11 protein-coding genes and 1 rRNA gene are annotated in these 12,972 nt (G+C 49.4%); 8 read left to right on the top strand and 4 right to left on the bottom strand.

The genetic code is table 11. The features are described from left to right. Positions 1 to 148: 148 nt before the first annotated feature. The 3 genes from rrf (at position 149) to ACXAF9_RS04835 (ending at position 1,258) form a co-directional block, all read left to right on the top strand. Positions 149 to 264 (top strand): 5S ribosomal RNA (gene rrf / locus ACXAF9_RS04845). 132 nt (positions 265 to 396) lie between these two features. Next, a complete protein-coding gene (locus tag ACXAF9_RS04840) occupies positions 397 to 873 on the top strand; it encodes a DUF2489 domain-containing protein (protein WP_475071108.1) in 477 nt (158 codons plus the stop codon). Between the two features lie 142 nt (positions 874 to 1,015). Further along, the gene (locus ACXAF9_RS04835; protein ID WP_475071107.1) at positions 1,016 to 1,258 is read left to right on the top strand and encodes a hypothetical protein; all 243 of its coding nucleotides are present in this window, start codon (positions 1,016 to 1,018) and stop codon (positions 1,256 to 1,258) included. Between the two features lie 3 nt (positions 1,259 to 1,261). Here the strand turns inward: ACXAF9_RS04835 and ACXAF9_RS04830 are convergent, their stop codons facing one another. From ACXAF9_RS04830 to ACXAF9_RS04815, 4 genes are all read right to left on the bottom strand, one after another. After that, positions 1,262 to 3,964: an ATP-binding protein gene (locus ACXAF9_RS04830; protein WP_475071105.1), complete on the bottom strand. Its 2,703-nt coding sequence runs from the start codon at positions 3,962 to 3,964 to the stop codon at positions 1,262 to 1,264. Beyond that, positions 3,961 to 4,896 carry an ABC transporter substrate-binding protein gene (locus ACXAF9_RS04825; protein WP_475071103.1) on the bottom strand — a complete coding sequence of 312 codons (936 nt, stop codon included), beginning with the start codon at positions 4,894 to 4,896 and terminating at the stop codon, positions 3,961 to 3,963. The genes ACXAF9_RS04830 and ACXAF9_RS04825 overlap by 4 nt, the downstream gene beginning before the upstream one ends. A 27-nt stretch (positions 4,897 to 4,923) precedes the next feature. Further along, a complete protein-coding gene (locus tag ACXAF9_RS04820; RefSeq protein WP_475071101.1) occupies positions 4,924 to 7,053 on the bottom strand; it encodes a TonB-dependent receptor plug domain-containing protein in 2,130 nt (709 codons plus the stop codon). A 92-nt stretch (positions 7,054 to 7,145) separates the two neighbouring features. Next, positions 7,146 to 7,583: a CorA family divalent cation transporter gene (locus tag ACXAF9_RS04815; protein ID WP_475071099.1), complete on the bottom strand. Its 438-nt coding sequence runs from the start codon at positions 7,581 to 7,583 to the stop codon at positions 7,146 to 7,148. Between the two features lie 206 nt (positions 7,584 to 7,789). On the opposite strand from ACXAF9_RS04815, the gene ACXAF9_RS04810 reads away from it, so the two are divergent. From ACXAF9_RS04810 to ACXAF9_RS04790, 5 genes are all read left to right on the top strand, one after another. After that, positions 7,790 to 9,136, top strand: coding sequence for a magnesium transporter (locus tag ACXAF9_RS04810; protein ID WP_475071096.1), 1,347 nt, complete (start codon positions 7,790 to 7,792; stop codon positions 9,134 to 9,136). A 136-nt stretch (positions 9,137 to 9,272) separates the two neighbouring features. Continuing rightward, positions 9,273 to 10,067: a 3-hydroxybutyrate dehydrogenase gene (locus ACXAF9_RS04805; protein WP_475071093.1), complete on the top strand. Its 795-nt coding sequence runs from the start codon at positions 9,273 to 9,275 to the stop codon at positions 10,065 to 10,067. 60 nt (positions 10,068 to 10,127) lie between these two features. Continuing rightward, a complete protein-coding gene (locus ACXAF9_RS04800) occupies positions 10,128 to 11,150 on the top strand; it encodes a patatin-like phospholipase family protein (RefSeq protein WP_475071091.1) in 1,023 nt (340 codons plus the stop codon). A gap of 268 nt (positions 11,151 to 11,418) precedes the next feature. Next, positions 11,419 to 11,511, top strand: coding sequence for a hypothetical protein (locus tag ACXAF9_RS04795; RefSeq protein ID WP_475071131.1), 93 nt, complete (start codon positions 11,419 to 11,421; stop codon positions 11,509 to 11,511). Positions 11,512 to 11,536: 25 nt separating this feature from the next. Continuing rightward, entirely contained in the window at positions 11,537 to 12,967 is a 1,431-nt protein-coding gene (locus tag ACXAF9_RS04790; protein WP_475071089.1) for a PQQ-binding-like beta-propeller repeat protein, read from the top strand. Positions 12,968 to 12,972 lie beyond the last annotated feature (5 nt).

Genomic DNA, 12,972 nt, shown 5'->3' with positions numbered 1-12,972 from the left:
TATGAGACAGTTAGATAGAAATCACTGTGTGCTTGTAGAGTTAAGATCAGGGCTTAGTAACTAATGAGTAGTGACTAAGACTTGAAAACAATACTTAAGAATTTACGAATTAAGAACGCTTCATCGATCCAGATTGTGACAGTTTATGCTTGGCGACAATAGCGAGGTGGAACCACCTGATCCCTTCCCGAACTCAGAAGTGAAACGCCTTAGCGCCGATGGTAGTGTGGGGTCTCCCCATGTGAGAGTAGGTCATCGCCAAGCTTTTATACGGAACCCCGGTCACTCTGTGATCGGGGTTTTTTTATGCCTTTTTTAAAAGAAAGGGGTGTTAAGCACGGGCGTGGCTAAGTACTCTTTAAAGGCTTTGTTAAGACGTATGAGAGGTAGGTGTGAATGAGTGATAACGTTTTATATCTGTTAAGCGCAATCGGGTCTTTGGTTGCGTTAGGGCTGATCGTATTTATTATCCAAAAAGCGCGCTTTATCCAGAATAAGAAAAAAAAGGATCAAGAGAACCTCGCTAAGCTTGAGAAAATACAGAGAGAACGTTACGAATACATCAAACACAGTTTAGTGGTGATCAGCGATGCTGTGATGAATGACCAGATGGATTTAATTGAAGGTGCTATCCGCATCAAGGCTCTGGTCGACTATTTTGATCCAGAGTTGCATAAAGATGCTGTGTACCAAGTCTTTACGGATGTGCACAATCAAACAGAACACATCCCTATCAAAGAGGCCTGGAAGGCGTTGGATAAGAAAGCGAAACGTAAGCATGAGCAGTACATGTTGAGCCTTTCCAGCAAAGAACAAGGCCGAATCAAAGAAGGTGCTCGATCTCTGCACACTTTGTTAGTGGCCGCCCACTGACATGGAGTTCATCGCGGTCTTCCTAGTGTGCTTAGTAGTGCTGCTTGTACTGACATTAGCACTGACTTTCGGAAGACCTCCGGTGTACCGCCCTTCTCGTGATGAAATACTCGAGCAAATCCAGAGAGTAGAGAAGGGCAGAATGACTAATTTAGAAGTGGAGCGATGGAGCGTCACGGTAGGATTGCCCATTTTGCACGACCCTGAGTTAGAAACCATCCGCCAATCTTGTCAGTTTTTGGAGTGGATGGCTGAGCAAGGGGATGAATGCAGTTACTCACCAGGGCGGTATCGGTTTGATGAACGCGGTATGGCTAAGCTGGTCAATATTCGTGAATCACTCGAAACCCTGATTAAAGACACCCCAGTTTATCGCGCTTTTTAGTCATCATTCATCGTTGAGTTCAATCGGTTCATCTTCGATAGAGCGTTTAAGCTGCCATAATGATTTCCATAATAGACGCCAATTACAGGTTTCTGATCTCACTTGCTCATGAATCTCGGACGAGCATATCTCAACTTCAGGCATTTCATAGAAACTCGCTAGACCGGCCAGTTGATGGTTGATCTCAGCCATTTTCTCAAGATCTCGCTCTTTGAATGCTGCTAGCAATGCATCGGTAAGGCGGCGTACCTCATCTTGCAAATCCTGATTATCAATATTGTAACGCTCAAGACAGGTCGTGTTTGAGTCAGCTTCGGGTTCGGTCTCAAAGACTGGATTTTGCGGTGGTGGTAAGGACACCGTTTGTTGATGAGCGGAGATAAGAGAGATTGCTTGAATCAACTCCTTATCATTCACAGGCTTCAACAGGATCTGATCAATGCCAGCTTCCATCAAAGCTTCGTGTTCATGCGCGATGATGTTGGCCGTTAATGCGATCACAGGGATATGCGGATGCGTCTCTTTAATGTGCTGTGTGGCTTCTAAACCATCCATAATCGGCATATGCACATCCATAATGACCACATGAGGCTCATGCTCTCGGGTGTACTCGACCGCTTCAAGGCCCGTGCCTGCCGGTATAACCTTAATGCCCGTCGATTCCAATATTTTAGTAATCAATAGGCGGTTAAACTCGTTATCTTCTGCAAGAACCACCGTGTGAGAAAGCTGGCTAGTATCAATATGATCGTCTGCTTTCGGTAATTGGTAACTTAACCCCAAATGCCTGTAAAGGGTTGCCGGTCTTACTGGCTTGTGCAGAAGCGCGACACTGCCATGGCACGTAATACCCAGAGATGTTGGAGAAAGCACCAGACTAGGCGTGCTCTTATTTGAGAGCAAGGTGATGAAGGACTGGTAAAGTGTTTCCTCATCGGGCGAAAGCGCACTAGGGAGGCTCAGCACCGTAATGTCGTGGTTGGTGTGTTTAACCATGCACTCATCTAAAGTGCGGGCAATCGATAGACTGCTGACTTCCCCTTTAGGGTGGTTGCGGATCATATCGATCAAGCTTCGACGATATGACACATTCGGCTCGAAGACCAATACCGAGTGAGGGGCGTTGTTGGAATCAATGATAACCGGTGAGTCGGCTTTGCCTTCCATGAAAGGAATGCTGAGCGTTACGGTCGTGCCGATGTTTTCCTCACTGATCATATCCAGGCGGCCGCCCATCAATTCGGTCAGTTTCTTGGAGATAACAAGACCTAAGCCTGAGCCACCGAAACGACGTGTGATGGATGTGTCCGCTTGGGTGAATGCCTGAAACAGCTGAGCCATATGCGCAGCATGGATACCGATACCGGTATCAATGACCTTAATGGTAAAGAGTTGTTTGTGGCGATTGACGTAGTTGGTTTCAACGTGAATTTCTACGCTGCCTTTGTGAGTAAACTTAACCGCATTTCCCACAAGGTTGGCAATGATCTGGCGAAGTCGTGTCGGGTCACCCAGCACGTTCAAGGATTCGGTGGATGGGAGATGTGGGATTAACTCCAAACCTTTCTCGTGCGCTTTTGGCGCTTGCATCTCAAGGATATCGTAGATGATCTCCTCTAGATTGAAATCGATCTCCTCTAGCGTGATGGCATCCTGCTGCAGCTTCGAGAAATCCAAAATATCGTCAATGATCGATAGTAGCATCATCGATGTTTGGTTGATGATACGGATGTGTTCGTGTTGCTCTGGGGAGCATTCTGTTTGATTGAGGAGCTTTGCAAACCCCACAACGGAGGTGAGTGGCGTTCTTAGCTCATGGCTCATCCTTGCTAAGAACTCATCTTTTGCTAAGTTGGCATCATCCGCACGGCGTCTGGCGCGGTTCAGGGCATCGTTTTGTTCTTCAAGGTGGTGGAGGGCTGCTTCGAGTTTTCGAGTAGCGTTCGAAATGCGGTTCTGCTGATTGGTGACCAGTTTTTGGATGGTATCGGCCAGTCCATTCAAACCGTTGGCCAGCTGGTTAAACTCCCCTGTGTAGGTTTGGGATACACGCGTATCCAAATTACCTACTTGCATGCGATTCATCACCTGAGTAAGGCCCAGTATGGGCTGGGAGATCCGCTTACCAAAACGGAATGCCAAGAAGAAGGTGATTGCAAAGGTAAAAGAGAGCAAGCTGCCACTGGCGATCAGAATGCGTTGCTCTTGTTCTATTTTCGTGTTTTCCGACATGATCACGATCACCCAGCCGACGGTCTCGGTGACGTTTTCGCTCTCTTGAAATTCTGGGTTGTCCAAAAACGGTATGCCGGTGGTACTGACCGGTTGAGTAAAATACCAGTAGTGTTCATTCATGTAGGCCGAAGGCGCAGCCACTTTTAAATCGACAGGGAACTGCGCGGAGCGCTGAATGAGCTCGTATTGTCCATTCAAAAAGAGCACATCCGCGACATCTTTCTCTTGAAAAGGACCTTTGCTGATCGACTTTAATAGCTCAGCGTTACCAGTGATCAACGCAAATTCTGACGAGGAGGCAACCAAGCGTGCTAACAGTTGGCCACGTTCTACCAAGATCATTTCGGCATCTTGGAAGCGAGTGTAGATAAAAAAACCACCCAAAACGATCGAGATGGCGAGCAAAGGCAGCAGCGTTAGCACGAGGATGCGTTGACGAATCCCGAAACGGCTCTCTTTGCGCTGTATCATAAACTGACCTCTTCTAATGCGGCTTTTATCTTAGCGTCAGAGGGCGTGAAAATATTAATAGAGCGTGCGGTCGAGAGGTTCACCTTCACATCAAAATAGCGGGGAAAGGCTTGGTTAAAGAGCGGCTCTTGGTTCAGAAATAAGCTCAGCCACTCGTGGGTTTGCCGTGCAATATGGTCTGGTGTTGAGAACACGGCGGCTAAAGCTCCCGCTTCGACAAACTTTTCCGAAAAACCGATGAGCGGTTTTTTATGTTTCAGTGATAAGTACAAGGACCACTTGGCGGTGGCTCGGTTAAAGGCCCCTTGATCCGGGATGGCTAAGAACAGATCACTGCTCATGATCAAGGGGTTGATGGTATTCACTGGATTGTCTTCACTGGAAAGCGTGGCAGATTGAACGGATAAGCCAAAACGCAGTGCTGCGCGTTCTAAGTGGACTTGCTCTTTAACAGAAGAGTCGCCAAATAAGGTGCTGATGGTATTCGCCTTGGGGAGAAGCGTGCGGATCAGCTTTACTTGTCGGTCCATAGGTTGATCGACATAGATAGCCGCAATTTTCTGGAGGCGATCACCCCGCGCGGACGTGAGTTGTTCAAAGGAGCGTCTAGGGATAAAGGTCGCCAGAATAGGGATGTCAGAGGTCTTACTGAGTGCCACGGACAGTGCGTAGGTGCCAACGGCAATGATCAGCGATTCTTGGCCGCTCGATTGATACTCATTAGTGGCTTTGACGACAGTGAGATCTTCGTGGTTAAGATGGTGTTCTTGAAGATACCCCGCCACTTGACGATAAGCCGACTCGTTAGAGCTCAGCAAGATCGTAATGGGCAGCTCTTTGGCAAAGGCCGTTTGGCACATACACAAAATAAGTGTGCCAAAGACGCTAAGACACCTTAATCGGTGTGCAAGCTGACATGCAAAATTGATCATCCCTGTAATTCGCACTGCTTAATCCAGTTAAAAATCCATACTGAACGTCAAATAGACTTCGCGACCGTATCGATTGTTCTCTTCAAACTCGACAAAGTTATAGTCAAATAGGTTTTTGACCAGAATTTTCGTTGTGAGTGTCTGATTCGCTAACATCTTGGTGGTTAAGCGAATTTGAGCATCAACCGTTTTGTAGTTGTAAGCACTTGGCGCATCCAACCAATCGACGTCCGATAGGTAGTTATACACTAAACTCGCATCCAAATGCTCATTTAACCGACGATTATACAGTAAAGACAAAGTATGCCGAGGCGCACGAGTATCAAGGATGTGGCTTTTTTTAACCCCACCTTCTTGAATGCCGGATAGATCCATGTAGCTGTACGCCAAATGTATCAGGTCGTTTCGTGTAGGATGCGCAGTCCACTCGACATCAACCCCTTTGGATAAACTGGTGGTTCGGTTGGCTGAGTACCCCACCTCATCATAGATGCGTGGCTCAGTGCGCCCTTTATTGATGTCATTCAAGTATTGATCGATTGAACTCAAATCCAGATCTGATTCAACAAAGTAGGTGCCAATGCCCTTAGAAATACGCTCACGGTAAAGCTTAACGTCTAAATAGCTTTGCCAGATCGGCATTTGCCAGATGAAGCCGATCTCTTGGCTTCGCAGTTTCTCAGGGTCTAGCTGCTCGTTGGCGTAGCGGTTGTAGTCAAAGACGACCCCCTCTGGAAATTGATATATGGCTTGGCCTTTCAACTCCAAAATGGACGGGGAGCGATAAGCTTGGGTGGCTGCAGCACGCAAGGTTAGGGTTGGGGTCAGTTGATAGGTGAGCCCCAAGCGGCTTGAGAGCGTCGATTGATGTGTTAAGGAGCCGTGCTCAAACATGGTGCCCATGTTCATGCTCCAGTTGTCCATAAATTGCCACTGAGTGTGGGCAAACAAGGAAGCGGTTTCTTCGCTGATCTCTTCTTTTTGACTCAGCATAGCCTCGCTTTCGAGCGTATCGCGACGAAAGCCTGCACCAATCACCCAAGTCAGATTATCCCGCTCGCTGTTGCTGTATTGAATTTCAGTACCAGTTGTTCTTGCAACGCCATCTTCGCCAATTGGCCAGATGGCCATGTCACTGACCGATGTTGTATCGAACGGGTAGCTGTCCCCCCAAGGGAGGTTCAAATAAGGCCATAAGGCGGCAAGCGTTTGGATCTGAGTGTTAAGGCCGACTAGGTCTGGGTCACCTAGATATTCAGATGCGAGCGCCGTTGGGGTGCTGAGTCTCAAGTAATTGTTGTAGAAGGTGGCTTCAAACTCTTGGTTTTCAGATAGGGTTCGCTGCCAAGTGACTTGCTCAAAATGAGAGGTCTGATCGCGATCCATATATTGGTATGGTTCGCTTGGGTCACCAGAGCCGATGATAATTTTGCCGTGGTTGATGCCTGCTGAGAAGGTCAAGGTATCAAACAGATTAGGCGTGTAGGTCAAGGTTAAGTTGGCCATGTTCACGTCTTTGCCGTCACCGGCTTTTTTGAAACCCGCGTTCTCATCATGGGTTGCGCTAAAACGCACTTGAGTGTCGCCCACTTGGCGGCTAAATGTGGTATTGATTGTGCGCGTTTGGTTAGAACCCACGGTGGCCGAGATATGAGCATGCTCCGGCTGCACGGCGGAGCGGGTGATGATATTGATCGCCCCTATTAAGGCGTTAGAGCCATAAGCCGGCACATTGGAACCACGTACTACTTCTATGTACTGGATATCTTCAATACTGATGCCAAGCGCGCTCCACGCGACTGTCGAGAGCATCGGTACATACACCGGGCGGCCGTTAATGCGAATCTCTAACCGGTTCGGGTACTCGCCTGAGTTACCGTGATAGGTAACCGCCTCTTTATTGGCATTAACGTGGTAGGTTTGAAAGCCTGGAACTAAGCGCAGCAAGTCTGTAACGGTTGTTGCAGAGGAGGCGCGGATCAACTCCTGAGTGATGACCGTTGTGGCAATAGGCACATCCGTCACATTTTGAGGGGTTCGTGAAACCGAAGTTACTTCTGGAATTGGGCTGTAAAGATCCGTTTCGTTGTAGCTATACACTTCCTGTGACAAAACCAGCACGGCCCCGATCAACGGGAGCTGAGTTTTTAGTCGCATGTTGTCACTTTTTTATCGAGGTTAGATTTTTACGCCAACGTAAATGATGATGATCGTTAGGATAACGGCCTCGATCAAAAATCCATTATGGGTCAGAATCCAATCCAACATAATTTTCCATTAGAGCTTTGCAGAGTATACGGGTTTACCGTGCCCCTTAACAGTCCAAGGACACGGCGAATGGGGGTGTATTTACATCCATCGGTTTCGATCAAGAGCATCTTTAAACGCTCATCCAAAAAACCAAGGTCGGACTCTTCAAGGTCGGTGAAGGCTTCGCTCATCGGCAGCAGGTATCGCCGTAGTGCAATGATTTCGCGTTTAACCTCAGACACTTGTTGTCGGTGCTCTGGACGCGGCGCGTTATCGACTTGCTCCTCCATATCGGTGATCTCTTCATCGACTTTATCGACAAAGTCCGCGATGCGGCCGGTCAGGCGTTTACTGAGTGCTATCACCAACTCGGGTAGGCTTTTGGGGCCTTGCCCTACGAGCAGTCGTTGATGGATGTCTTGAACACTGAGCAGCACACGACGGCGTGGATCAATCCCGAAAAGCTGTGTTCATTCATAAGACGACTCACATTGAAATGTGCTGCCATCGTCTCATAGGTGCATTAGGGTTGTTAGTCTATCTGGCTGAAAAAGCGGGAAAATTTCCGCTTGGATACTGCAAAATTCACACGCTCACGGTATGGTGATTTTCTATCAGAAGAATCATCCAAGGTGGGGACATTATGAGTGAAGAGATCGGCGCTCTGGTCGAGCAGATCGCAAAAGTCGAGCGTGAAGAGCAAGCGACTGTCCCCGAAACGTTGAACGAGCAGCTCGAGCACTTGGATGCCGAACAGCAGGCACTCTTGTTGGAAGCTTTGCCTCTTGAGGGGCGTTTGCAACAGTGGGAACGTATCCCAGAAGAGGAACGCTCCGACGTTTTGGTTGAGCTGGGTGCCGATACCCGTTTAACCATTCTGAAAGCGCAGCCGTTTAACGCCTTAGAGTCACTGTTTTCTGGATTCTCGCCAGAGGATTTGATCGAGCTATCAGATGACTTACCGGATGAGTTCATCGAGATTGCCCTTCGGCAGATGGACCAAAAACAACGTCAATACTTTGAAGACAGTAATCAATTTACTGAAAAGCAGATTGGTCGTTACGCGGATCACGATCTGCTGATCTTGCCGCAAAACGCCAAAGTGTATGATGCGTTGCGTTTGCTGCGCCGTCACATCCCAGAATGTACCGACGCTATTTTTCTGACCGACCGGGCAGGACGCTATGCCGGTACTGTGCCCGTCCAGTCGACCTTATCCACACCGGGTCACATCCCTCTGACTGAGCTCACTGATGAGGAAGCTAAGCCTTTGGCGGCGGAAAACAGCTTGGAGGACAGCGTCGACTTGATCGAAAAAAGTGAGTACGTACTTCTACCGATCGTCAGTGAAAAAGGGATGTTGATCGGGCGGATGACATTAAAAGACGGCTTGCAGATTCTGCGTGAAGAGCACGAAGCGGAGATGATGGCGCAAGCGGGTCTGTCCGAAGATGAAGATCTGTTCTCGCCGGTGCTGCGAAGCTCTGTACGTCGTGCCACTTGGCTGGGTATTAACTTGATCACGGCATTTCTGGCGTCGTGGGCGATTGGTCTCTTTGAGGGGACGTTACAGCAAGTGGTGGCACTTGCGGTATTAATGCCGATAGTCGCGTCCATGGGCGGCATCGCAGGTAGCCAAACATTGACCTTGATCATTCGTGGTATTGCTTTGGGGCAGATATCACGCGGTAACTTAGGGCCCTTGTTGATCAAAGAGCTCAGCGTGGGGGGATTGAACGGCGTGTTGTGGGCTGGTGCGATCGGCTTGATCGCTTCATGGTGGTTTGCTGATCCTATGATCGGTGTCGTTATTGGTTCGGCCATTGCGATCAACATTTTGGCGGCCGCTTGCTCGGGTGTCTGTATCCCCGTGATATTGGATAAGCTCAAAATTGACCCTGCTTTATCGGGTTCCGTCATCTTAACCACAGTGACCGATGTGGTCGGTTTTGTGACCTTCTTAGGGCTAGGTACTTTGTTGCTGTTATAAAACGGTTCGGCAACGCACTGTTCTTATCGATGAAACGGCCTTTTGGAACTTTTTTGTGCACTGCAGAACGAATAAGATAATTACAGAGTGACGCGCTGTTTTACGCACTCTACGTCTAATCGAGAGGAGTAACACCATGTCAGAAGGTACATTAAAAGGAAAAAACGCCGTCGTTACTGGTTCTACATCGGGTATCGGTTTGGCCTATGCGAAAGCCTTGGCTGAACAAGGCGTAAACGTGATGATTAATGGGCTCGGGGATGCCGACGAGATCGAGAAAACCCGCGCTTCATTAGCATCCGATACAGGCGTCACCGTGTTATACAGCCCAGCGAACATGCTTAAGCCGAGCGAAATTACCGATATGATCGCGACCGCCGAAAAAGAACTGGGGTCTGTGGATATCTTGATCAATAACGCAGGTATCCAGCACGTTGCTCCGGTGGAGGAGTTTCCGGATGAAAAATGGGATGCCATCATTGGCATCAATCTAAGCTCGGCGTTCCACACCATTAAAGCGGCTTTGCCGGGTATGAAGCGAAAAGGCTGGGGCCGCATCATTAATACCGCTTCCGCGCACGCGCTGGTGGCTTCTCCTTATAAATCCGCTTATGTTGCGGCTAAACACGGTATTGCAGGCTTAACCAAAACGGTGGCACTGGAAGCCGCCGAGAAGGGCGTGACCGTGAATGCGATTGCTCCCGGTTATGTTTGGACACCGCTGGTCGAAGCTCAAATTGCCGATACCGCCAAATCCCGTGGTATCACCGAGGAGCAGGTGAAAGAGGATGTGCTCTTAAAAGCACAGCCGACCAAGGAGTTTGTGACGGTAGAGCAGGTCTCGGCGTTGGCTGTGTTCCTTTGTTCGGATGCTGCGGCCTCCATTACCGGCACAACCCTACCGGTGGATGGCGGCTGGACCGCCCATTAAGCCTTAGAAACGCCAGACTTTGTTCTGGCGTTTTTGTGTGTACAAAGTGCAGGGGGTAATGTGGCAAAGGTTCAGAAAAAATCGATCAATCTTGCTTTGCAAGGTGGCGGCTCACACGGGGCATACACCTGGGGTGTGCTTGATTATTTCATGGAAGATGGCCGGATCAGCATCGAGGGAATCTCAGGCACCAGCGCCGGTGCGATGAACGCCGTTGTTCTGGCGCATGGGTTTATGGAAGGTGGCGCACAAGGTGCTCGTGATGCCTTGGAACGGTTTTGGAAGTCCGTCTCGGATGCCGGCGCCTTAAGCCCGATGAAGCCGACCTTATGGGATAGGTGGATGGGAAGTTGGTCGTTGGATAACTCACCTTTTTATCTTTTTTACGATCTTTTAAGTCGTATTAGCTCGCCGTATGAGACGAACCCGCTGAACATCAACCCGCTTCAAGATATCTTGGAAGAGCAGGTGGATTTTGAGCAGGTACGCGCGTGTGAGAAACTGCGTTTGTTTATCTCGGCTACCAATGTGCACACCGGTAAGATTAAAGTGTTTGAACGTGATGAACTCAGTTGCGATCAGATCATGGCATCGGCCTGTTTGCCGGGGCTGTATCAAGCGGTGGAGATCGATGGTGAGCCATATTGGGACGGTGGCTATGTGGGTAACCCTGCGCTGTACCCTCTGTTCCACGGCGGAAAATCCAAAGACATTGTGATCGTGCAGATCAATCCGATTGAGCGTAAAAGCACGCCCAAAACAGCACGTGAAATTGATAATCGAATGAATGAGATCTCCTTCAACACCTCATTGCTTCGAGAGCTTCGCGCCATCGATTTTGTTCAGCGCCTTCTGGCTTCTGAGAAGGTCGATGATAACCAGTACGCCCGTCTTTACATGCACCGCATTGAGGCAACAGAGGCGCTGAACCCGTTGTCGGCTTCCAGTAAGCTCAATGCCGATTGGGCGTTTTTACAAACGTTAAAAGAGATTGGGCGTGACACGGCGAAGGCGTTTCTTGATCAGCATTTTGATCAACTCGGACACGCTTCTACGTTGGATCTCAAAGCTGAGTTTAATTAAACCCTCCTAAATCGCTGCAATAGTTTATTGCAGCGCCTTTCTTTAACAAATCTTAACCTTCTTTGAACATTCCCATGGGCATGGAGTCAGCCTATGTGTATTCCGGTGGTGTCGGAGCTGGGTAACCGGAGCGGAAAAATCTGAAAAGGAAGGATCAAATGATCATCATATCTGCGCTGTTTGTGCTGATAGGGTTGGCTCTTTTAGGGGGAGGGATCTTGAGCTGGCATGGCAATACCAAACCTGCGACTTGAAGCGCCCTGAGGATGTGACCGAAACCACCTATGAGGCAACCCCGCTTAAAATCGGCAATGCGCTTTACGTGTGTACCCCTCACAACTGGTTGATCCGATACCGGTGAAGAGCTTTGGAAATACGATGCGAAAGTGCCTGCCGAGAGTCAGCATCAAACGTGCCGTGGTGTCTCTTATTTACCGCCTTCGGGCTTGGCCACGTCTGAGTCGATCGTTGCAGTAAAAGCGGATCAACCAGCAGAGAACTTACCGGCCAAAGCCTGTGATGCACGGCTCTTTATGCCAACATCCGATGCACGTTTACTGGCGGTGGGCCCTGAAACGGGCGCTCGTTGCAGTAATTTTGCGAAAAACGGCGTGTTGGATTTGATGCACAATATGCCATTCAAACAAGCCTGCTTTTACTACTCCACATCGCCCCGCTGGTGGCTGGTGGCTGGTGGTGTCGAAGTGGTTGCAGGCTCTGTCAATGATAACTACGCCATGGAATCACCCTCCGGTGTGATTCGTGCTTACGATTTGAAAACCGGCGAGCTTAAGTGGAACTGGGACTCCGGTCACCCAAATGATACCGCACCGATCGGCCCTGATGAGGTTTATGCGACCAGCTCTCCAAACAGTTGGTCGGTGGCAAGCGCCGATGAGGCACTGGGGCTGGCTTACTTCCCAATGGGTAACTGTACGCCTGATCAACTGGGTATGTATCGATCGCCCGCTGAAGAGAAGTTTGCAACCTCGGTGGTAGCACTCAGTCTTGAAACGGGGCAAGTGGCTTGGGTTCGTCAATTTATTCATCATGATTTATGGGATATGGACACGCCAGCACAACCTGTATTGTTGGATCTTAAAACCGACAAAGGCGTTGAGCCTGCGTTAGTGGTTCCGACCAAGCAGGAGGATGTTTACGTTCTTAACCGTGCGACTGGCGAGCCGATTGTGCCTGTCACGGAGCAAAAAGCACCGCAAGGCACGATCCCAGAGGATTACGCATCGCCCACTCAGCCGACCTCAGCGCTTAACTTTAAACCGCCCAAAATGACCGAAGCGGATATGTGGGGCGCGACGCCTTTGGATCAGCTGTATTGCCGCATCCAGTTTAAGTCGCTGCGTTACGAAGGGCAGTACACGCCACCGTCGACGCAAGGTACGATTGTCTACCCTGGTAACTTTGGTGTGTTTAACTGGGGCAGTGTGGCGGTTGATCCTAACCGTGGTGTGATGTTCGGTATGCCGCTTTACTTGGCGTTTACGTCAACCTTAGTGCCAAAAGATGGCTCTGATTTGGGCGAAACCAATACCGGTGAGCAAGGCTTAAACGAAAACGCAGGGGCACCGTATGCCGTAAGCATGGGGCCATTCTTGTCGCCGTTAGGCGTGCCGTGTCAGCAACCACCATGGGGTTATGTCGCGGCGGCTGACCTAGCCACAGGCAAGGTCGCCTACAAGCATCGCAACGGTACGATAGAGGACCTCTCGCCACTGCCTTTGCCGATTAAAATGGGTGTTCCAGGCATTGGTACCACCATCGGGGATTATGTAGTGGCGTATAAGCTTAAAAAGTAATTGAG

It is taken from the genome of Neptunomonas sp. ABH4_499 (assembly GCF_056160565.1).
This window is presented reverse-complemented; position numbering and strand designations above follow the sequence as displayed.